27 protein-coding genes are annotated in these 21,544 nt (G+C 28.9%); 13 read left to right on the forward strand and 14 right to left on the reverse strand.

The window, feature by feature from the left end; all coding sequences use genetic code 11:
* Window positions 1-10: 10 nt before the first annotated feature.
* Window positions 11-475, reverse strand: a complete 465-nt coding sequence (locus tag ACMCMH_RS05780) for a hypothetical protein (protein ID WP_412727896.1) — start codon at window positions 473-475, stop codon at window positions 11-13.
* A gap of 66 nt (window positions 476-541) precedes the next feature.
* Between ACMCMH_RS05780 and ACMCMH_RS05785 the strand changes: the two genes are divergently transcribed.
* From ACMCMH_RS05785 to ACMCMH_RS05805, 5 genes are all read left to right on the forward strand, one after another.
* Window positions 542-988, forward strand: a complete 447-nt coding sequence (locus tag ACMCMH_RS05785; protein ID WP_412727897.1) for a deoxycytidylate deaminase — start codon at window positions 542-544, stop codon at window positions 986-988.
* Window positions 969-1,538 carry a class I SAM-dependent methyltransferase gene (locus ACMCMH_RS05790; RefSeq protein WP_412727898.1) on the forward strand — a complete coding sequence of 190 codons (570 nt, stop codon included), beginning with the start codon at window positions 969-971 and terminating at the stop codon, window positions 1,536-1,538. Before ACMCMH_RS05785 ends, ACMCMH_RS05790 begins: the two co-directional genes overlap by 20 nt.
* Before the next feature lie 26 nt (window positions 1,539-1,564).
* Complete coding sequence (locus ACMCMH_RS05795; protein WP_412727899.1) at window positions 1,565-2,386, forward strand: peptidyl-prolyl cis-trans isomerase; 822 nt, start codon at window positions 1,565-1,567, stop codon at window positions 2,384-2,386.
* An 82-nt stretch (window positions 2,387-2,468) separates the two neighbouring features.
* Window positions 2,469-3,893: an Asp-tRNA(Asn)/Glu-tRNA(Gln) amidotransferase subunit GatB gene (gene gatB / locus ACMCMH_RS05800; protein ID WP_412727900.1), complete on the forward strand. Its 1,425-nt coding sequence runs from the start codon at window positions 2,469-2,471 to the stop codon at window positions 3,891-3,893.
* A gap of 10 nt (window positions 3,894-3,903) precedes the next feature.
* Complete coding sequence (locus ACMCMH_RS05805; protein WP_412727901.1) at window positions 3,904-4,812, forward strand: NAD(P)H-dependent glycerol-3-phosphate dehydrogenase; 909 nt, start codon at window positions 3,904-3,906, stop codon at window positions 4,810-4,812.
* Between the two features lie 3 nt (window positions 4,813-4,815).
* Here ACMCMH_RS05805 and ACMCMH_RS05810 read toward each other — a convergent pair whose 3' ends face one another.
* From ACMCMH_RS05810 to ACMCMH_RS05825, 4 genes are read right to left on the reverse strand one after another with little or no spacing between them, the layout of a single operon-like run.
* Window positions 4,816-5,271: a hypothetical protein gene (locus tag ACMCMH_RS05810; protein ID WP_412727902.1), complete on the reverse strand. Its 456-nt coding sequence runs from the start codon at window positions 5,269-5,271 to the stop codon at window positions 4,816-4,818.
* Window positions 5,272-5,274: 3 nt separating this feature from the next.
* Complete coding sequence (locus ACMCMH_RS05815; protein WP_412727903.1) at window positions 5,275-5,976, reverse strand: class I SAM-dependent methyltransferase; 702 nt, start codon at window positions 5,974-5,976, stop codon at window positions 5,275-5,277.
* Window positions 5,963-6,568 (reverse strand): ATP phosphoribosyltransferase, encoded by a 606-nt coding sequence (gene hisG, locus ACMCMH_RS05820; protein WP_412727904.1) that lies wholly within the window; start codon window positions 6,566-6,568, stop codon window positions 5,963-5,965. Before hisG ends, ACMCMH_RS05815 begins: the two co-directional genes overlap by 14 nt.
* Window positions 6,569-7,222, reverse strand: coding sequence for a type III pantothenate kinase (locus ACMCMH_RS05825; protein WP_412727905.1), 654 nt, complete (start codon window positions 7,220-7,222; stop codon window positions 6,569-6,571).
* A 78-nt stretch (window positions 7,223-7,300) separates the two neighbouring features.
* Between ACMCMH_RS05825 and nadD the strand changes: the two genes are divergently transcribed.
* Entirely contained in the window at window positions 7,301-7,858 is a 558-nt protein-coding gene (nadD, locus tag ACMCMH_RS05830; protein WP_412727906.1) for a nicotinate (nicotinamide) nucleotide adenylyltransferase, read from the forward strand.
* Window positions 7,831-8,160, forward strand: a complete 330-nt coding sequence (gene rsfS, locus ACMCMH_RS05835; protein ID WP_412727907.1) for a ribosome silencing factor — start codon at window positions 7,831-7,833, stop codon at window positions 8,158-8,160. Before nadD ends, rsfS begins: the two co-directional genes overlap by 28 nt.
* Window positions 8,161-8,169: 9 nt before the next feature.
* Here the strand turns inward: rsfS and crcB are convergent, their stop codons facing one another.
* The 7 genes from crcB to ACMCMH_RS05870 form a co-directional block, all read right to left on the reverse strand.
* On the reverse strand, window positions 8,170-8,556 hold the full coding sequence (gene crcB / locus ACMCMH_RS05840; RefSeq protein ID WP_412727908.1) for a fluoride efflux transporter CrcB: 387 nt from the start codon (window positions 8,554-8,556) through the stop codon (window positions 8,170-8,172).
* Entirely contained in the window at window positions 8,546-9,238 is a 693-nt protein-coding gene (locus ACMCMH_RS05845; protein ID WP_412727909.1) for a lysophospholipid acyltransferase family protein, read from the reverse strand. Before ACMCMH_RS05845 ends, crcB begins: the two co-directional genes overlap by 11 nt.
* Entirely contained in the window at window positions 9,225-10,310 is a 1,086-nt protein-coding gene (locus ACMCMH_RS05850; RefSeq protein WP_412727910.1) for a hypothetical protein, read from the reverse strand. The genes ACMCMH_RS05845 and ACMCMH_RS05850 overlap by 14 nt, the downstream gene beginning before the upstream one ends.
* Window positions 10,311-10,329: 19 nt before the next feature.
* Window positions 10,330-11,001 (reverse strand): phosphoribosylformylglycinamidine synthase subunit PurQ, encoded by a 672-nt coding sequence (purQ, locus tag ACMCMH_RS05855; protein ID WP_412727911.1) that lies wholly within the window; start codon window positions 10,999-11,001, stop codon window positions 10,330-10,332.
* Between the two features lie 4 nt (window positions 11,002-11,005).
* Window positions 11,006-11,251 (reverse strand): phosphoribosylformylglycinamidine synthase subunit PurS, encoded by a 246-nt coding sequence (purS, locus tag ACMCMH_RS05860; RefSeq protein ID WP_412727912.1) that lies wholly within the window; start codon window positions 11,249-11,251, stop codon window positions 11,006-11,008.
* Between the two features lie 92 nt (window positions 11,252-11,343).
* Window positions 11,344-12,297: a phosphoribosylaminoimidazolesuccinocarboxamide synthase gene (locus ACMCMH_RS05865; protein ID WP_412727913.1), complete on the reverse strand. Its 954-nt coding sequence runs from the start codon at window positions 12,295-12,297 to the stop codon at window positions 11,344-11,346.
* A 12-nt stretch (window positions 12,298-12,309) separates the two neighbouring features.
* Window positions 12,310-13,626: a S41 family peptidase gene (locus tag ACMCMH_RS05870; protein ID WP_412727914.1), complete on the reverse strand. Its 1,317-nt coding sequence runs from the start codon at window positions 13,624-13,626 to the stop codon at window positions 12,310-12,312.
* A gap of 90 nt (window positions 13,627-13,716) precedes the next feature.
* Here ACMCMH_RS05870 and ACMCMH_RS05875 point away from each other — a divergent pair, with 90 nt between their 5' ends.
* From ACMCMH_RS05875 to ACMCMH_RS05895, 5 genes are read left to right on the forward strand one after another with little or no spacing between them, the layout of a single operon-like run.
* Window positions 13,717-14,535, forward strand: a complete 819-nt coding sequence (locus ACMCMH_RS05875) for a mechanosensitive ion channel family protein (RefSeq protein WP_412727915.1) — start codon at window positions 13,717-13,719, stop codon at window positions 14,533-14,535.
* 13 nt (window positions 14,536-14,548) lie between these two features.
* Window positions 14,549-16,996 carry a DUF748 domain-containing protein gene (locus ACMCMH_RS05880; RefSeq protein ID WP_412727916.1) on the forward strand — a complete coding sequence of 816 codons (2,448 nt, stop codon included), beginning with the start codon at window positions 14,549-14,551 and terminating at the stop codon, window positions 16,994-16,996.
* A gap of 2 nt (window positions 16,997-16,998) precedes the next feature.
* Complete coding sequence (gene tgt, locus ACMCMH_RS05885) at window positions 16,999-18,132, forward strand: tRNA guanosine(34) transglycosylase Tgt (RefSeq protein WP_412727917.1); 1,134 nt, start codon at window positions 16,999-17,001, stop codon at window positions 18,130-18,132.
* On the forward strand, window positions 18,132-18,422 hold the full coding sequence (gatC, locus tag ACMCMH_RS05890; RefSeq protein ID WP_412727918.1) for an Asp-tRNA(Asn)/Glu-tRNA(Gln) amidotransferase subunit GatC: 291 nt from the start codon (window positions 18,132-18,134) through the stop codon (window positions 18,420-18,422). Before tgt ends, gatC begins: the two co-directional genes overlap by 1 nt.
* A gap of 10 nt (window positions 18,423-18,432) precedes the next feature.
* Window positions 18,433-18,795 (forward strand): arsenate reductase family protein, encoded by a 363-nt coding sequence (locus ACMCMH_RS05895; RefSeq protein WP_412727919.1) that lies wholly within the window; start codon window positions 18,433-18,435, stop codon window positions 18,793-18,795.
* Between the two features lie 145 nt (window positions 18,796-18,940).
* On the opposite strand, the gene argS is transcribed toward ACMCMH_RS05895, so the two are convergent.
* Together argS and tatA are read right to left on the reverse strand one after the other, a co-directional pair.
* Complete coding sequence (gene argS / locus ACMCMH_RS05900; RefSeq protein ID WP_412727920.1) at window positions 18,941-20,530, reverse strand: arginine--tRNA ligase; 1,590 nt, start codon at window positions 20,528-20,530, stop codon at window positions 18,941-18,943.
* A gap of 19 nt (window positions 20,531-20,549) precedes the next feature.
* Complete coding sequence (gene tatA / locus ACMCMH_RS05905; RefSeq protein ID WP_412727921.1) at window positions 20,550-20,783, reverse strand: twin-arginine translocase TatA/TatE family subunit; 234 nt, start codon at window positions 20,781-20,783, stop codon at window positions 20,550-20,552.
* Window positions 20,784-20,908: 125 nt separating this feature from the next.
* On the opposite strand from tatA, the gene ACMCMH_RS05910 reads away from it, so the two are divergent.
* Window positions 20,909-21,544, forward strand: a complete 636-nt coding sequence (locus tag ACMCMH_RS05910) for an SDR family oxidoreductase (RefSeq protein WP_412727922.1) — start codon at window positions 20,909-20,911, stop codon at window positions 21,542-21,544.

The following is a 21,544-nucleotide window of genomic DNA, read 5'->3' on the forward strand; positions in this document are numbered from 1 at the left end:
ATAGAGTAATTTACTCTATCTCTTCCCATGTACCATACATATTGTCAATATCTTTGATTACATCATTTGGAGTGTTGTGATATCTTAAAAATGAAACAATATTTTGATAATGATCTTTGTCAAACTGCATTGTTATATTATTTTCATCTCCATATATTCTAGCTAGAGCTGGTTTGTACAAATTTCGTATTTTTAATCCACCAATATTTAGATTTGTTTTATAATAAGCTATCACTTCTCTTTCATCTTTAAGTGTACCTACTAATCCTGCCAAAGAAACAATTTTTAGGGATGTAATATTTGGAATATTTCTAATATCATACTTCTGATTTTTTAATGGTTTTCCCTCTTCATCAATATTTAGATCAAGTTTGATAGAAAAGTTTTCATTTTTTTCTAGTCCTTGAAAATTTAAAGTATACTCTTTTGCAAATAATGAACTTACAAGACCTAATGTCAATAATAATTTTTTCATTTTTAAAATCCTCTCAATGTAGTTTGTTCTATTTTTAGATATAATAATATCATAAAAAGGTATAAAATGTTAACTGATCAAATTTTTATTAACATAGCAAAAGAGATAGCAAGTGCTAGTAAGTGTGTATCGAAGCAAGTAGGTGCAGTGATTGTAAAAAATGGACGAATTTTAAGTACAGGATATAATGGAACACCCCCTGGATATATCAACTGCTCTGATCATTGGGATGGCGAGTATACAAAAGACCATCATGAGTGGTCAAAAACCTATGAAATTCATGCAGAGATGAATGCTATTATTTGGGCTGCACGAGAAGGAATTAGTATAGATGGTGCTACGATATATGTTACACTTGAACCATGTAGTGATTGTAGTAAAAATCTTATAGCAAGTGGTATTAAAAGAATAGTATATGATAAAGCTTATGAGCATACAAATTCTGAAATAGTAACTAAATTTATCAAAGATAATAATGTAAGTATAGAGAAACTTGAAGATATCATCAAATAAAGAATTTTATTCTCAATCTATAAAAGAGTATGGTGTGTCTGCTCAAGGTGTACACTGGAATAGTAAGTATACACAGTATAAAAGATTTGAAATTCTCACAAAACAGATAAAGAAGCATATCAAGACTTCATCTGTGATTGATGTGGGATCTGGTTTTGGAGAATATTACCATTATTTAAAAAATAACCATAAAACACCACATCATTATATTGGCGTTGATTGTGAAGAAAATATGGTAAATATCTCACGAAAAAGGTTTCCCAATATTGAATTTTTAAATCAAAATATTTTGGAAGATGTTTTGATTCCTGCTGATTATTATATTTGTAGTGGGGCACTCAATTTATTGAATAAAAGTGAAGTAGAGATATTTATACAAAGATGTTTTGAACATTCAGAAAAAGCATTTATTTTTAATTATCTAAAAAATGAAACATTTAATGATGTCAATAAAGAAGATATAATAAATATAACAGAAAGCTTGACTTCAAATATAAAAATAATAGAGGGATATTTAGACAATGATTTTACTATTGTTATGGTAAAATAGATTTTTAAAATGAAGGAATAACTACTATGAATAAAATAATTTTCACAATACTTTTTTGTACAGCAAGTTTATATGCAGGACTTGTAAATGCAATTGCAATAACAGTAAATGATACCCCTATCACTCTTTTTGATATAGATAAAGAGATGGAAACAAAAAGAATCTCAAAAGATCAAGCAGTTTCTCAGATCATTGATAAGGTTTTATATGAACAAGAGATTGAAAAAAATAAAATAAGTATAGATATTTTTGATGTTGATAATTACATCGAAAAACTAGCTTCAAGTAATAAAATGAATGTTTTAGATTTTAAATCACTGGTAAGACAACAGCAAGATTATACAGTTTTCAAAAAAAATATAAAGAAACAACTTCTTCACCAAAAACTTATCACAAGTATAGCAAGAGGAAAACTTACAGTAGCTAGTGAAGAAGATTTGAATATTTATTATGAAAATAACAAAGAACAATTTAAAATTGCAGATACGATTGAAGTTATAGCGTATGTTTCAAAGTCAAAGCAAGCTTTATTGGAATTGAAAAAGAATCCTTTACTTCAAAATGATAAAGTAATGAGTCAAAATATCACGATGAAACAAAAAGAGTTAAATGCTCAAACAAAATATATACTAAATACAACTTCAGAAAAAGAGTTTAGTGCTATCTTTGCACAAAATAAAAACTATAATATGTTTTTTGTACAAAATAAAAAAGATATCACATCTCTTGAATTTAAAGATGTAAAAGAACAAATTTTTACAACTATTATGCAAAAAAGAGAACAAGATTATCTTAAAAATTATTTTGAAACATTAAAAATAACTGCAGATATTAAAATATTACGATAAAAAATAACACTATATCACAAAAATCATCTAAGATGATATGTGATATAATCACAAAATAATAAGAATGAAGGAAACAATATAGATGTTTGAAACAATCATAGGTTTAGAGGTTCATGTTCAGTTAAACACAGATAGTAAATTATGGTGTAATTGTGCTACAAGTTTTGGTGAAGTGGCAAATACAAATGTATGTCCTACATGTTTAGGACTACCAGGAGCTCTTCCTGTTTTAAATAAAGAAGCTGTACATAAATCTATTCAGTTAGGAACAGCACTCAATGCAAAAATAAATAAAAAATCTATTTTTAATAGAAAGAACTATTTTTATCCAGATTTACCATCAGGATACCAAATATCTCAGTTCGAAGTTCCTGTTGTAGGTCTTGGAGAGATTGTTATAGATTTTGAAGATGGAACAAGTAAAACTATTGGAGTAACACGAGCACACTTAGAAAATGATGCTGGAAAAAGTTCTCATGCTGGAGATCATTCTAAAGTTGACTTAAATAGAGCAGGAACACCTTTACTTGAGATCGTATCTGAACCTGATATGAGAAGTGCAGAAGAGGTACTTTTATATCTTAAAAAATTACACTCTATTGTAAGATACATCGATATTTCAAATGCAAATATGGAAGAGGGAAGTTTTAGATGTGATGTAAATATCTCTATTCGACCAAAAGGTGATGAGAAACTTTATACAAGATGTGAAATCAAAAATATGAATAGTTTCAAAAATATTGAAAAAGCTATAGCTTATGAAGTGCAAAGACAAAGAGAAGCTTGGGAAGATGGTATTTATGAACAAGAGGTTGTTCAAGAAACAAGACTTTTTGATGTAAATGTTGGCGAAACAAGAAGTATGAGAGGAAAGGAAGATGCTGCGGATTACAGATATTTTCCAGACCCAGATCTATTACCTCTAATTATTACAGATGAGATGATCGAAAAGTATTCAGAGATTCCTGAACTTCCAGATGCTAAAAAAAATAGATTTGTGACTGATTTTGGTGTTAAAGCACATGATGCAGGTATCATTTGTAGTACAAAAGAAACAGCACAATATTTTGAAGATATGATGGCTTGTGATATTAGTGGAAAAATGGCTACTACATGGTTAAATGTAGAATTACAAGGTAGATTATCTGATGGAATGAATATAAGTAATTCTCCAGTTAGTCCACAAAAACTAGCATCTCTTATTAAATCAATTGAGTCTGGTGATATTTCAGGTAAAGCTGGTAAAGAGGTACTTGATTATTTGATGGAAAATGATGCTAGCGTAGAAGAGGTTATCGAAAAACTTGGACTTAAACAAGTAAGTGATGATGGGGCTATTTTGGTAATCATTGATGAAATTTTAAATACAAATCAAGATAAAGTAGAACAATATAAAGCTGGTAAAGAAAAAATGTTTGGTTTCTTTGTAGGTCAAGCTATGAAAGCATTAAAAGGTGCTGGAAACCCACAAATAATCAACAAACTTTTAAAAGAAAGATTAGCGTAAAGGGTATAAAATGAGTTCTATTTGTGTTATAGGTGCTGGAAAATGGGGACAGGCGTTACACTATGCTTTAAACCAAAGCACAGCTTCTTCAGAAAAGCAAAAATGTTTTATCACTAGTAGAACAAAAAAAGATATTGAAAATTTTGTATCTTTAGAAGAGGCTCTTTTATGTGAGTATTTAGTCATAGCTATACCATCTCAAAGCATAAGAGAGTGGTTAACTCAAAACTTTAAATACAATGGACAAAAAGTACTTGTAGCAGCAAAAGGGATAGAAGCTAATACAGGTGCTTTTTTACAAGATATCTATGAAGAGTTTGTTCCTCAAAAAAACCTAGGATTTATTTCTGGTCCTTCATTTGCAAGTGAAGTTATAAAAGGGCTACCAACAGCTTTAGTTCTTAACTCTAGTTCAAAAAGTTTTTATGATCAATTTTATAGTTTTTTTCCAAATTTTATTAAAACATATTATAGCAATGATGTTATAGGAGCTGAAATATCTGGTGCATATAAAAATGTTTTAGCAATTGCTAGTGGAATATGTAAAGGTTTAAACTTAGGGCAAAATGCACAAGCAAGTCTTATATCTCGTGGACTTGTAGAGATGGATAGATTTGGACAGTATTATGGGGCAAATAAAGATACATTTATAGGACTTAGTGGTGCTGGAGATCTTTTTTTAACAGCTTCTAGTACGCTAAGTAGAAATTTTAGAGTAGGGCTAGGATTAGCTTCAAATAAATCATTAGAAGATATACTTGAAGAGTTAGGTGAAGTCGCTGAAGGTGTTATGACATCCCGAGCGATCTTTAAACTTTCTGTAGAAAACAATATATATACACCAATTGCAAATGAAGTCAAATTGATTTTAGAGGGGAAAAACCCTCAAGAGAGTTTAAAAGACCTTTTAAGTAGTTAATCTTTAACTTAAGAGATCTTTGTTTTTCTTATTCATCGTAAATGCATTCATCGATCGTTGCGTATGATTTTCTTCAAGCTCTTTTTCTTGAAAATATTTTTCTACTGTTGCTGTTGGATTTAAGAACAAAATAGACTCATCAATAACTATTTGAAAAATTGCATAGAGTGGAATTGTAACATGTGAACCAAAATTTTCACTTCCAAAACCTGCTTCAAATGTGATTGTTTTTTCTGTTAAGATTATTGATTCGTATGTGTAGTTTGATAAAGTAAATAGAGTAAAATGTGAAAAGTTTTTACTAATTGATTCAGGCATCTCTGGTTCAAAAGTTACACCATTGATATTTGCTGTGATTGAGAACTCTTCATCTTTATTGATTAAGTACTCTATTACTTCAAATATTTGACTTTCTAGCATGTCTCTATAATTTATATCTTCTACTATATTAAATATCATTTATTATCCTTTTTTACATACAAATATGTATTTATCAAACTCTTCATCTGTGTGGAGATTGAAATTAATTATATTTTCTACTTCAAAACCTATAGTTTGTAATAATGATGACAACTCATCCTTTTTATAGCAAAACTGCTCTATAGTTCCTGAATCTTTTTTAAAGCTTTTCTCTTTATCTTCTTGAGTAAAAAGTGTTATATCAGTATATAAAATATTCTCTTTAAAGTTAGCATCAATTGCGATAAATTTATCCTTTAAATCTATATTTAAAGTACCTTGTGCAACATTTTCAAAACCATATAAACTATTGATATCAAAGATAAAGTAACCCTCTTTATTTACAACTTGATAACATGATTCTAAAAACTCCTTAATTGTATTCTGTGGAATATAATTAATCACATCGAATGTAGCAGTAGCACAGTCATATGTCTCTTTTATATCTTTTATATCAATGCATTTTGCATCTGTACCTTTTGATACAGCTATCTCTATTTGTTTTGCACTTAGATCTACCCCAAATGATTTGATACCATTGAGTTCCATTATATGGCAAAATTCACCTTGCCCACACCCTATATCGATAAGGGTTTTAGGCTCTTTCGAAAGAACTGTATGTCCGATTGTTTTATAAAGATGATGTACTTCATCTTCAAAATCAAGATACTCTTCTATAGTTGCATATAAATCAAGTGCTTGCAAGCTGTTCTCTTAAATCTAAGATTTGTGATTTTTTATTATAGTAAGAGTTTTTATTTGAAATCAAAAATACACTTGACTGCATAATTGTATCTCCAACTTCTAGACCATTTTGTTTCATTGTTTCACCTGTTTCAACAATATCCACAATACAATCAGAAAGACCAACTAAAGGCGCTAGTTCAATTGAACCATAAAGTTTTACAATATTTACAGCCATCGCTTTGCTTTCAAAAAACTTTTTAGCTATTGTAGTATGTTTTGTAGCAACAGTAATTTCTGATTTTGACCAATCTATTGTGTCACCAGCTTTTAAACCTATTGCTACTTTACATTGACCTATTTTTAAGTCTAGTAATTTAATGAGGTCATACTCTTTCTCTTCTAGTACATCAAGCCCAACTACACCTAAATCAGCAGCTCCATGCATAACATAAGTTGGTACATCTTGATTTCGCACATTTAAAAATGTAAAACCTGCTTTTTTTAATATAAGTTTACGATCTTCAAATACAAACTTTTCATTAAATACTTTTTCAAATTTTTCTAATGTTTGTTCCGCTATTCTACCTTTTGGTAGGGCTATTGTTAACATCTAATTTCCCTTTTTTTTATTTTCTGTGCGTATTATTTTTTTCATACTACTAAATATCATATTTTTTTTATATTTTGCTGGAATATTTACAAAATAATCTTTTAATAAATCTTTATCCCCACCAGTAAAATATATTTTAGTTTTATATTTTTTATACTCTTTTACTATAGGTAAAATAATAGCACTAAATATTGCATAATTAATTGCATCATTTGTTGTTAATGGAATTTTATCTAAATTTGTATTTTTTTCAAAGTCAAATGATAGCTTTTTAGAAATATTCGGATAAATTGACTTGTAAGCTTCTATACCAGGGATAATAAATCCCCCTTTATGTTTCCCTTTTTTCATAATATCAACAGTAATAGCACTACCTAAATCAACGATTATACCATCAGTTATAGAAGTACAAACTACTTGTCTATCGATACCCATCCCTTCATAGGCTGTATCAAAGTTAATCATAGATTTTAGATTAATTGCTTTTGGAAACTTTTTCAAAAATTTTTTACTTGCATTTTTGTTAACACTAATAAAGTATATCTCATCTTTATAATTGGGAAGAGTTGATAAAGACTCTTTTACTCCTATCTTAAAGGTTTTGTTTTTTGTTTTAAAGTGGTATGTTGTATTTCCTATATCACAAAGTATCATCTCATCTCTTTCTTATTTTTTATCTTAAGGGTATTATAGTTAAAATACAATTATAGTAACAATATATTAAGGTTTTATTTGAACATAGCAATTTTTGGTGGTAGTTTTGATCCTGTCCATATCGGGCATGAGATGATTATAAATAAGCTTTCTCATCTTTCGTATATAAATAAACTTATCGTAGTGCCTACATATTTAAACCCTTTTAAAAAAAAATACTTGATAGATCCAGAAGATAGGTTTAAGATTTTAGATCATATGTATCGAAAAAATAAAAATATTCTTATATCAGATTTTGAAATAAATAGAAATGAATCAACACCTTCTATTATTACGGTTGAACATTTCAAATCTCTTTATAATCCTAAAAAAATATATCTCGTAATTGGATCTGATAATTTAAGAACTCTTCATCTGTGGGATAATTTTGAAAAACTTAATAAACTTGTTGAGTTTATAGTAGTTAACAGAGATGGTTATGAAGTAAAAAATGATATAATACAGTTTAAAACAATAAATATGAATATAAATATAAGCTCATCCTCATTAAGAGATAAATTAGATATAAAATATATTCCGAAAAAAATACAAAAAAAGGTAACTGACATATGGAACAAAGAATTAAAAAAATTGTAAATATACTAGATTTTCATAAAGCTGAAGATATTGAAGTTTTTGATCTGACAAATAAAGGTTATATTACAAATCAAGTAATTATAGCTACAGCATTAAATACAAAGCATTCAATTGCATTATTAGGCCATTTAAAAGATGATTTAAAACCAGAAGAAGAGTTTGTAAGAACTGAAGAGGATGGAGACTGGACAATAGTAGATTTAGGTGATATCTTAATTCATATTATGACACAATCACACAGAGATATCTATTCACTGGAGCAATTTTTGTCTACTTTCCCTTTAGAAGATTCTAAAAAATAATATTTTCAATCACCTTATCAAATAGGTGATGATTTTATATCCTATTCCCGCTGCAACAATAGTACCAAAAACATTTAAAAATATATTGAGTATCCCATACCAAAAATGGCTATTTAATAGTATATAACTTTCAATAGCAAAAGTAGAATAAGTTGTTAATGCACCTAAAAAACCTGTAACTAAAAAGGCTTTTATTGTTTCATTTGGACTATAGTTTATAAATAAAGTAATCAAGATACCGATAAAAAAACTTCCTATGACATTTACACTAAGTGTAGCATAGGGTATTTGGGAGGGAAAGTGTTTGACTATCTCTGTATTTATATAAAATCTTAAAACAGCTCCTAAAAATCCACCCAAGCCTACTGCAATAACATTTGCTATATTAAACAGCATTATTACTTAGTTCTTGCTCTAATCTTTTTTTCATAGTCTCTTCCATATCTTTATACCATGAACTATTTTTTTCAGCTTTGATACTAGGAAGATATATCACTTTAACAATTCCACCTTGTTGTTTTAAATTCTGAGAATCAAGTATTTTTCTTGTTCCTATTATAAGTACAGGCTGTACTACTAGGTCAAATTTTTCTGCAATAATTCTTGTGCCAGCTTTGAATTTTGTTAGTCGTAAGCCATCTGATCGAGTTCCCTCTGGAAAAATGGCTAAAGGTCTTTGATGACTTAGTCGTTCTTTAGAGTCTTTTAATAATTTGATAAGACTTTTTTTACTTTCTCTTTCAACCAAAATCATTCTTGGAGCTTTTACAATATGCCCAAACCATGGGATTTTAGCAATCTCTATTTTTGAGATCCACGCAAGATCCTTTGAATGTAAATACTCAAAAAGAATAATATCAAGAACAGACTGATGGTTCATCACTTGCATCTGTGCATTTGGATCTTCTTTTCCCTCTATTTGAAGTGATATACCTAAAAGTTTCATCTGCAAAGCAGCCCATTTTTGTCTAATTGGTTTCGTGTTACTTCTAAATAAATACATTAAGATAATAAGAACTGTAATAGTTATAGCTATTTGTATTATTGTGAAGATCGCTCGTATTTTACCTAATATCATTTTTCTTTATCCATCCTATACTTTCATTGTCAAATAAAATTTTTACAAATCCATCTTTTTCATTTACTATCTCGACAATATTCTTTTTCTCTAATCTTTTGAAAATTGTTGAGTTATTTGTTGGTAATATATACACATATATACCTTTACCTATGAGTATTTTTTTATTTGGAATAAACAAATATGCCATAATAATTATAAATAATGTAACAAAGATAAGATAGAGATTATTTCGTGTAAACAGAAATAATAATATACTGATAAGAAGTAATATACCACTTGCTACTTGTTTGTAGATCAAGATGCTACTATTGTAAGGGTTTAGTTCTGTTTGTGTACTCACTAATTCCTCATCTAAAATAATTGGAATCGTAATCATCACAAAATCTTTTGTAACTGTATTGTAGTAGTTAAATTTAATACTTTTAGTGTGAATAGGTATCATTACATAATAATAAAGATTTTGAATAGGATGAAAATCAGTAAGACTATTAATAGCTTGATCCGAATCTTGATATTCATTGAGTTTAAAATCTTCCAAGTTACTACTTGTTCCTTTAATATTTATAGTTGTATGTAAAATATTATTTGTATATTGTTTTGTTTTAACAGTCAACACTTCTAGTTTTTTTGCAATAACATTGGAAAATAACTTCTGATTTACAGCAATTTGTTCATATTTTATTTCTGGTGAATCAATTGATATAAAGTCGATTATATCTTCATTTTTAGAGAGTGCTAGCGTTATTTTAGGTAAGGTGAAAGCATCTTTATAAATTTTATAAGCTACTGTTGTTGTATATTCGCTTGATTTATTTTTTTTCCATACTATATCTTGTGTTAGTCTTTCAATATTATTTTCTTGAGTAAATGTAGTAACAATTTTATCATAACTATTCTCTTCTTTTAAAATAAGAGCCTTGAGTTTTACTTCAAATTTTTGTCCTGTAAAAACTCGTTGTGGATAAGAGCTATATTCTAAATATAGCTCTTTTGATTCTATCTCTTCATTGGATAATAGAGTAGAAAGGGTAAAAGTAAAATAAAAAATTATTTTTAATATATATTTCAAACTACCCCTTTTCTTGTAACTATTTTAAAAAACCTTGAAGCATTTTTACTCCATCATCACAGCCTAGTAATAGTTCCATTGCTCGTTCAGGATGAGGCATAAGTCCGAATACATTTTTTTCTTTGTTACATACTCCAGCAATTTGTTCAACACTACCATTTAAAATTTGATTTTCACCGTTTTTATTACAGTATTGTAGAAGTATTTGTCCATTTTTCTCCAACTCTTTCAGTCCATCTTCGTCAATAAAATAGTTTCCATCATGATGAGCAACAGGGATATTTACCACATCTCCAATATTTAATTCTTGTAGGAATACATTGTCATTATTTACTACTTTAAGATGATGATGTTTTGATATAAAGTGAAGGTTGTCATTTCGTTTTAAAGCACCAGGTAAAAGTCCAGACTCTGCTAAAATTTGAAAACCATTACAGATACCTAAAACTTTTCCACCATTAGCAGCATACTCTTTTACAGCATTCATAATTGGTGCAAATTTAGCTAATGCACCACTTCTTAAATAGTCACCATAAGAGAATCCACCTGGAGCTACTACTAAATCAGTATTTTCAGGTAATGTAGTTTCTTCATGCCAGATAATTTCAACATCTGCACCTAGTTTTTCAAATGCATATTTTGTATCATACTCACAGTTAGTCCCTGGAAATTGTAAAACTGTTACTTTCATAATATTATGCTTCTATTAGTATATCGTAATCTTCGATTACAGTATTTGCTAAAAGTTGCTCACACATTTTTGTAGCTTCTTCTCTTGCTTCAGATTCATTAGTACAATTTAGTTCCATTACAATTTGTTTTCCTATTCGAACATCTTTTACAACTTCTTTAAATCCTACTGTATCTAATGTATGATGTGCAGCTTTCCCTGCTGAATCTAATACACCTTTTTTAAGTCCTATGTTGATTATTGCTTTCATCTTTTACCTTCTGTATTATATATTATTTTGCGATTATAGCCAAAGTTGCCTTATAACAATTTAGGCAACTTTAAAGTTGTATATTTAAAAAACTATCGTTGTAGACTTTCTAATATTATTTTATAACCATCAAGGATCCCATTTTTAATAGAATCTGGAACAACTACTTCTAGCTTTTCTTTAGAAGATAGCTCTTTTGCTTTCTCTTTCCAATTGTCTTTTTTACCAAAATCTCTTAATATTTGTTTATCCATAGAGATAAAATCACCATTGTCAAAATCTTTTTTTGCAATAAATCTTGAACTTTCCGGTGTTAAAATTTCATCACCAAGTACCCATGTCCCATCTGAGTCAACAAATGCTTCAAATTTTGTATCAACAACCACAATTCCACTATCTTGGGCAAATTGTGTGAACTCTTTAAATAACTTTTCTAAAGTTGTTATAATTTCTGGAAATACTTCTCTCACCTTTGCTGAATTTAAAGGGATGTCTTTTACCCCTTTTGTAGTTGGTGTGAAAATAGGTGTTTCGAATTTATGCCATTGGTTTAAGTCAGAAGATAACTCTAATCCATAAGGGTCATTTCCATTTTGACATGCTTCATATAAAGAACCAGTTAAATAGTTTCTAAAAATAAATTCAAACTGTACAACTTCACCATCGATCTCTGCTTCTAATGGTTTACATAGTTCCATCATTTGACATCTAGGTGCAATCTCTAAAGAACTATCAACATTTTCATCTAAAATTGCTGTTTTTATACCCATCTCTCTTGCAAATGCAGCACCATTATTTGAAATAGCTGTTTGATAGATACCCTTACCATCAATCTCTAAATTTAATGGAATATCAAATACTGAACATCTATCACTTCTTACTAAAAGTACTTTTTGATCAGCTCCTGGACATGTATATAAATCTGCATTTTTTCCTATATAAAATAAGTTATACCCTAAGTTTTCTAACTCATCGATACCTTTTTGTGTTGTTGTTTTCTTTGATTCTGGCCAAAGTCCAAGTTTTGAAATTTCATTTATAGTCATATTTATCCCTTTTTAGTTTTGTATTATAGTTAAAGATTTAAGTATATCGATACCGGCTTTGAGTTGATTGTCTTCCATAATCATCTCTTTTGTGATGATAGTTTTATCTTCTTCATTTTTTGTTTCTTCTTTATCTTCTTTTTTAGAATCATCAGTTACTTTTTCTAGTTCACCTTCAAGATGTTTTCTCATGTTTGATTCTTTGAGTTTAAAGCTTGATTTTTCTTGTGTCAAAACTTTTCCTGGAAATACTGTGATATCAGGTACTATCCCTTTAGCTTGGATTGTTCTTCCACTTGGTAAATAATACTTCGCAATTGTAAGTTTGATAGCTTCACTTCCATCATCATTAATAGGAATAATTCTTTGTACTGAACCTTTTCCAAAAGTTGTTTCTCCAATGATAACAGCTCTTTTCAAATCTTGTAAAGCACCAGATACAATTTCACTTGCACTTGCACTTCCCCCATTTACCAATACAACCATTGGCACATCGGTTAGCGTTGTAGATGAAGTTGCTTCAAACTCTTCATTTTCGTTATCATCTTTCCCTTTTTGAGAAACAATAATACCTTTATCCACAAATATATTTGTAGTATCAATCGCTTGACCTAACTGACCCCCTGGATTATTTCTCAAATCTAAAACAATCCCTTTTGTTGTTTTTTCATACTGTTTGATATATTTTTTAAGCTCGGAAGCTACTTTCATATCCATAAAAGAGGAGATTCTTAAATATAAAATATCATCATTTATAGTTTTTGCATATACTGACTGAATCTTGATAATATCTCGAACAATATTTATCTCAATTGGCTCTTGAACCCCTTTTCTTACAACAGTAATAGTTATAAGAGTTCCAGGTTTCCCTCTCATGATATCAATGGCATCAGATAAGCTCATATTGATAGAAGAAGCATCATCAATTTTTATAATAATATCTCCTGATTTTACTCCCGCTTTATATGCAGGTGTATCATCAATAGGTGAGATGATAGTTAATGCACCATCTCTTTGTCCTATAACGATTCCAAGTCCACCAAATTCCCCTTTAGTTTCAACCTGCATCTCTTTATATGATTCTTTATTTAGCATTGAGGAGTGTGCATCAAGCTCATGTAATAGTCCATTAATTGCTTTATCAACTATTTTATCTAGCTTTACATCATCAACATATAAAAGTTCAACGGCTGCAATAACTTTTTGTAATTTTGTATACGATTCTAGTCGTGTTGGTTCTGGTTCTTCTATCTCTTTTTGGCTTGTATTTTCAGCGAAAAGTAGTGTTGATAATAATATCGATACTGAAAATACTAAAAACTTTTTCATATGTTTCTATCCTTTAGATTTTTATTTAATTATAGCTAATTAATGATATAATAAGTCTTTAACAAATTTGAATTACAGGGACTAACTACTATGGAAAAAGAACTTGAAAGTATGCAACAGTTTTACAATATTATTATAGAATTTTTTGTAAATTATAGTTTTCAAATTATAGGCGCAATAATAATACTTTTTATAGGTTTTTTTATTGCTAAGAGAGTTGCTGGTTTTATTGAAAAATTTTGTCTTCACAAAAATATGGATGAAACGCTTGTAAGATTTATCGCTTTAACTGTCAAAATTACAATAATTGCAGGAGTTGCAATTATTGCCTTAGGAAAGTTAGGAATTGCTATTACCCCTTTTGTTGCTGCAATTGGTGCTCTTTCTTTGGGAGCGGGATTGGCATTGCAAGGGTTACTTTCAAATTTTGGAGCAGGGGTATCTATAATCGCTACTCGACCATTTGTTGTTGGAAACACCATCACAATTCAAGGATACACAGGAGTTGTGAAAATAATAAAATTAGCTTATACTGTTTTAGAAACAGAAGATAAAGAGCAAATAACTATTCCTAATAAGCATATTGTAGGTGAAATACTTTGTAACTCTTTTGAGTACACAATTGTAGAGATGAGTGTTGGAATTGAATACGATAGTGATCCTAAAAAAGCAATCACAATTATTTCAGAGGTTTTAGAAGGTTTTGAAGAGATCTCAAAAGAGGTAAAAGCACAAGTAGGTATAAAAGAGTTTGCTGATGCATCTATTAATATAGAGCTTCGATATTGGGCATTAACTCAACAATACAATGAAGTACAATATAAAGTAAATCTTGCTGTTTTTGAAGCACTCAAGGAAAATAATATCACTATACCATTTCCAACTATAAACATAGTAAGAGATTCATAAAAAGGGGCAAATTATGAAAATATTTTTCCAGCCATTGTTAAAAAAAACAATAATTGTTTTATTGTTTTTATATTCTTTTTTAGGTTTTATGATTATCCCTTACTTAATACAAAGCAATTTAACTTCTATTGTTAAAAAACAGTTAAATGCTGATGCTTATTTAGGAAGCGTGCATATCAATCCTTTTACATTTGAAGTGCAACTTAAAAATTTTCTTTTAAAAGATGAAACAGGAAAAACACTTTTTTATTTTGGAAAACTAAATTTTAATTTTGAGCTTTTAAATTTACTTCAAAATGAGATAAAATTAAAAAACTTGCTTCTTGATAATGTAAAAAGTTCTTTAGTCTTAGATAAAGATAACACCTTTAACTTTAATCATATTTTAACACACATCGCAAAAAATACACCAAAAGAAAAAAATGTAAAAGTAGAAACAAAATCATCATTTCTTTTCAGTTTAGATACTGTTGATCTTACAAATATCAGAATAAAGTTTATTGATGAATTGCAATCGAGCTCCTCTAGTCTATCCATCAACACTCTTTCAAGTAAAATCAAACTATCACAAAGAGATGATTCTCTTAACCTAAATATAGATAATTTTAATCTCAAAGTTCCACAAATGAGTTTTTTGGATCAGCGATTTGAAATAGAGATGAAAGATCTGCATCATTCAATCAAAAATATAAATTTGACTCAATCAGACTTGACCACTTATACAATAGATGATTTGATTCTTACCACTAAAAGTTTGAGTTTTAAAGATAAAGAAAAAAATATTGTAGAACCTTTACTTTTTACTAATTTTTCTTTATCATCAAATAAGTTTTCAAATACAAAAGAACAAGAAAATAAAGTGAACTTATCAATAGATACACCAAAGAATGGATTGATAAAAGTATCTACAGATATAGCCCTATCTCCTTTAAGTGTTGAAGGCAAAGGAAGTATTGAAAACTTTAATATTGTGCCATATCAAAACTATATCAAGGATTTTATTCATCTTGATATCAAAAGTACCAAGATAAATACAAACGCTGATTTTAGCATTACAAATTCTACTCAAAATGTGCTTATTGATGGAGATATTTCAGATATAAATCTGTACCACGATAAGACAAAAAAACAGCTTTTGAAACTTGAAAATATAAATTTAAATAAAGTAAAATACACAAATAACAATTTGATGATAGATGAAATTATTTTAGATACTTTTTCTACAAAATTTCAAATAGCAAAAGATAAAACAACCAATTTTGACAACCTTATAGTTTCAAAAGAAGAAACAGAGGGTGAACAAAAAGAGGAACAAACAAGTCCAAGTTCTTTTTTATATCATATTAAAAAAATAGAGTTCAAAAATGGAAAGGTTGCATTTTCAGATTATTCTCTTCCTTTAAATTTTGATACAGATATTCATCATATGAATACTACACTAGAAGATATCTCTTCCTCAAATCAAAAAACTGATATTATATTTCAAGGTGTAGTTGAAAAGTATGGAACTGCCAAAATAAAAGCAACAACAATTTTTTCAGATGTTAAAGAAAAAACTGAGGTTTTGGTTAGTTTTGAAAACATAGATGTTAGTTCATATTCACCATATTCAGGAAAATTTATAGGACGCAAAATATCAGATGGAAGACTCTGGTTGGATTTAAATTATAAAATTCAAAATGGTCAACTTCAAAGTACAAATAATATGAAAATAAAAGATTTAACTTTGGGAGATGATGTAAATAGTACAGATGCTCTTAATTTACCAGTAGGTTTAGCAATAGCACTTTTAGAAGATAGTAATGGATTGATTGAACTTGATGTGCCAATTGTTGGAGATATGAACAATCCTGAGTTTCAGTTAGGTGGAGTTATTTGGAAAACAGTTAAAAATATCATTACCAATATTGTATCGGCACCATTTAAATTTTTAGGCTCACTTCTTGGTATAGAGTCAGAGGAATTAGGGGAAATAGAATTTCAGTTTGCCAAATCAGATATTCAAGCTCCTCAAAAGCAAAAACTCGATCAGCTTGTAACAATATTAAACAAAAAAAAGAAACTAGTTCTTGTTTTAGAACCATCTTATGATAAAAAAAGAGATAGTTTATTTATCATAGAACAAAAATTTGAACAACTTGTAAAATCAAAAGATAAAATCAAAAAGATTGAAGATATTTTTATAGCAAAATTTGGGAAAGATAATTTTCTAAAAGTTCAGATAAATAGTGAAAAAGATAAATTTATAGATATACTTTCATCTAAAATAAAAAAAACAATAGTTGTAGAAGATTATGAGCTTCAAAAGTTAGCAAAACAAAGAGTACTTAACTTGCAAAATTATTTTGTATCTCATAAGTTAACATTAGATAAAATCCAAATTAAAAATAAAGTAATCAATAAAGAGTCATCAAGTGATGGAGTGTTTACTTTACAATTAGAATTAAATATAAAAGATTAAAAATGAAATTTAAATTAGACGCAACAAGTGGAAATGCAAGAGCAACCACATTAACTATGAGCCATGGTGAGGTACAAACTCCTGTATTTATGCCAGTAGGTACACAAGCCAGTGTAAAAGCACTTGACCATAACGATATGCTCAATCTTGGAGCTAAAATAATACTAGGAAATACATATCATATGTATTTAAGACCAGGTAGTCCTACAATTAAAAAAATGGGTGGTTTACATGGTTTTTCAAAATTTCCAAATAACTTTCTGACCGATTCTGGTGGATTTCAAGCATTTAGTTTAAGAAAATTAGATGGAAAAAATGGTAAACCAGATCCAAATGGTATCACTTTCAAATCTCATATAGATGGAAGTCTACATTACTTTACACCAAAAAGTGTACTTGATGCACAATATGATTTTAACAGTGATATTATGATGATTTTGGATGATTTAGTTGCTTTGCCAAATACTCAAGAACGAATCAATCTAAGTATCGAAAGAACAACACAATGGGCAAAAGAAGCTATAGAATATCATATGGCTCAAAAAGAAAAAGGGATAGGAGTAGGTCAAAATATATTTGCTATTATTCAAGGTGGAACAGATAAAGAATTTAGAAAAAAATCTGCTACTGAACTGTGTGCTTTGACTGATTATGATGGTTTTGCTATTGGTGGATTAAGTGTTGGTGAGCTAAATAACGAGATGTACGATACAGTTGAGTGGACTACACAATTTATGCCAAAAGACAAACCTAGATACCTAATGGGAGTAGGGACTCCTGAAGATTTAATAGAAAATATTGATCGTGGTGTTGATATGTTTGATTGTGTTATGCCTACAAGAAATGCTCGAAATGGTACTTTATTTACTACTTTTGGAAGACTAAATATTAGAGGGGCAAAATTTAAAGAAGATCCTAAGCCTATTGATGAAGCTTGTGAATGTTATACATGTCAAAACTATTCAAGAGCTTACTTAAATCACCTTTATAGAAGTGGAGAGATGACTTATTTTAGACTGGCTTCATTACATAACTTGCACTACTACTTAAATCTTATGAGAGAAGCTAGAGAAGCTATCTTAAACGACAATTGGGTACAATTCAAAAATGATTTTTATAAAAAGAGAGAAAAATAATGACAATTGATAATACAACAATAGATAAATTAGCTAAATTATCATCACTTACAATCGAAGATGACAGAAAAGAAGCTCTAGGAAAAGAGCTTGAAGATATTGTAACTTTTGTTGAAAATCTTAATGAGATTGATGTAAGTCATGTTGATGCGACATTTACTACAATTGAAGGTGGTCAACCATTACGAGAAGACAATTCATGTAAAGAAGATGGACTTAGAGATAGAATTATGAACAATGCACCTAAAAGTGCCGATAATCATTTTATAGTACCTACAATTATAGAATAGGTTTCATAAGATGATAAATATTTATGGAATAAAAACTTGTTCAACAGTGAGAAAAGCTATCAAGTTTTGTAAAGATAATAACTTAGAGCATACATTTTTTGATTTTAGAGCAGAACCTTTAAGTGAAGAAAAAGTAAAATATTTCGCATCAAAAGTAGATATTAATTTGTTATTTAATAATCGAGGAACAAAATATAAAGACTTAGGTTTAAAAGAATTGAATTTAGATGAAGCTGGAAAATTAGAATGGCTAATCAAAGAAAATATGCTTCTAAAAAGACCAGTTATCGAATATAGTAAAAATGAAGAGAATAAAGTATTAGTAGCTTTTAATGAAGAAACTTACAATAATGAGCTTCTAAATAACGAATAAACTTGTTTAGTATAAGATGAAAGGAGTTTATCCTCTCATCACTTTTCCGTAGTTATTTGTAGCATCTCTGCTACCACCCATGTTTCCAGTTGCAATCATACCTACGATTACTACTACAATTGCAATACCGATCCATTTTACCATGTTACATTACCTCCTTTGCATTTATTCCTAAAACTTTTAGACCTGTTCTAATTGATAAAGCAACCATACTTAAAACTTTTAAATATTGGTTTTGCTCATCTAATCCTACAATTCTATGCTCATTATAAAACTTATGTGTCATAGCACTTAGACCATGTAAATAGTCTGTAATTTTTTGCATATCTCGCTTGTCAAAAGCTTCATTAAGTACTGTACTTAAAAGTAAAGCTTCATATACTAAATCTTTTGCATCTTGATTGATAGCTTCAATAGAAGAGTTTTTTACATCTTCAGTTGTAACTTCAGCTTTTTTAAATAACTGATTAATTCTAGCATGTGCATAATTAATATAAAATACAGGATTTGAACTATCATTATTTTTTAATAAATCAATATCAAACTCTAAATGAGTATCACTCTTTTTCGTTAAAAATACAAATCGTAAAGAATCCGCACCAATCTCTTCAACAATATCACTCATTAAAATAACAGTACCAGCTCTTTTACTCATTTTGTATGGTTGTCCACCTTGAAGTAGGGCTACCATTTGAGAAAGTAAAATCTCTAATTTTGAAGAATCATTTCCTAAAAACTCGATTGCTGCTTTTACTCTTTTGATATATCCATGATGATCAGCACCCCAGATATTGATATATCTATCATATTTTCTATCATATTTATCTTTATGATAAATTATATCTCCAGCAAGATATGTAGGTATACCATTTTCTCTTACTACAACTCTATCTGAATCATCACCATGATCCGTTGAACGGATGAAATCTTTTCCATCTTTATTGTAGATACTTCCGTTTGATTCTAAAACAGCTTTTGTTGATTCCCAATTTACATAGAGTGATTTTTCACTTACATAGTTATCAAAAGAAACACCTAAATCTGCCATGTCTTTTTTGATGATTTTAAGAACTTCATCTTTAGCAAATAAAGCTAACTCTTCATCTTTTGAAGGGTCATTGAAAACATCTTTTCCATAGAGTTCTACACATTTTTGTGCGATATCTATCAGATAGTCTCCTCTATAAAATTGTTCTGGGTATTCAACTTCTTCTTTTAAGATATACTCTTTTGCAGCAAGATTTAATGATATAGCTAATAGTTGCATCTGTGCACCTGCATCATTTACATAATATTCGCTAGTTACATCATATCCTAAATACTTTCCAACTTTAAATAAAGCATCCCCAAATACTGCACCACGAGCATGACCAATATGTAAAGGACCTGTAGGATTTGCACTTACGAACTCTAAAAGAATTTTTTCATTTTTTGTTTCACCTTTTGCAAACTCTTCTTGCAAAGATAAAGCAGTATCGATTTGTGAAGTTAAAAAATCATTTGATAATTTGAAGTTAACAAAACCTTTTATAGCAACAACACTTTCAAAAATAGTACTATTTTCAAACTTACTTGCTAAATCTTCTGCGATCATCATAGGATTTTTTCTTAACTCTTTAGCTAATGAAAAAGCAACTGGTGTCGCAAAATGTCCTAAAGTTATATCTTTAGGTTTTTCAAGAACAACAACTCTATCTAATACTTCTTCTATATGTTTTTTTACTGTATTTTGCACTTCAAATAACTCTTTGTTCTTATACTTTAGTTGTTGTGTCAGTAGTAGAACTTTTAGTTTCTTCTACTTTTTCATCTTCAATTTTTTTATCATTTGTAGCCATAGTTGTAGGCTCGTCTTCTTTTATTGCACCTTTGAAATCTTTGATACCTTTACCAAGACCTTTCATCATTTCAGGTATTTTCTTTCCTCCAAATAACAATACAACAACTGCTACTATTGCAAATAATTCAAATCCGCTAGGCATTCCCATAATAAATTCCTTTTATAAATAATTTTAAACGATTATACTAAATAAACTCTTAACCATTGATATATTAAAATGGCTTCTTAGTATATAGAGAGATTCATCATATTTTAAATAAGGTTATTACTTCAATGAAAAAAGCAATTGTAACAGGGTATAGTTCTGGAATAGGGGAAGCAATTTCTGAGATATTAGAAAAAAATGGTTATATAATCGTTAAATTAGAATCTAGGTTAGATGATTTGGTGTTACTTGAAAAAGAGGTGAAAGATATTTTAAGAAGTAACGATATTGACTTATTGGTTAACTGTGCAGGTGTTGGTATTTTTCAGCCACATGAAGAGATAAGTATCATAAAAATAAAAGAGCTTATAGATGTGAATTTAACAGCTCCAATAGTTTTAAGTAATTTATTGCTTAGAAGTTTGAAAAAAACTCAAGGTCATATTATAAATATTGCTTCAATAGAAGCGACAAAACATTCAAAATTTTCTGCTTTGTATACAGCTACAAAAAGTGGCTTAAGAGATTTTGGATTGAGTTTATTTGAAGAGTTACGAAAAAGTGGTGTGGGAGTAACCACTATAAATCCAGATTTAACACAAACAAATTTTTTTGATGATTTACAATTTGAACCATCAAAAAAAGAAAATACCTTTCTTTTACCCCAAACTATAGCTCAAACTGTTTTAGATGTATTAAATACAAAAGGTGTGATTACAGATATCACAGTAAGACCTCAAAAGTTTGAGATAAAAAGAAAATAA

Origin of the sequence: Arcobacter sp. 15-2 (assembly GCF_047159865.1) — a bacterium.
Classification (GTDB): Bacteria; Campylobacterota; Campylobacteria; order Campylobacterales; family Arcobacteraceae; genus JAIOSF01.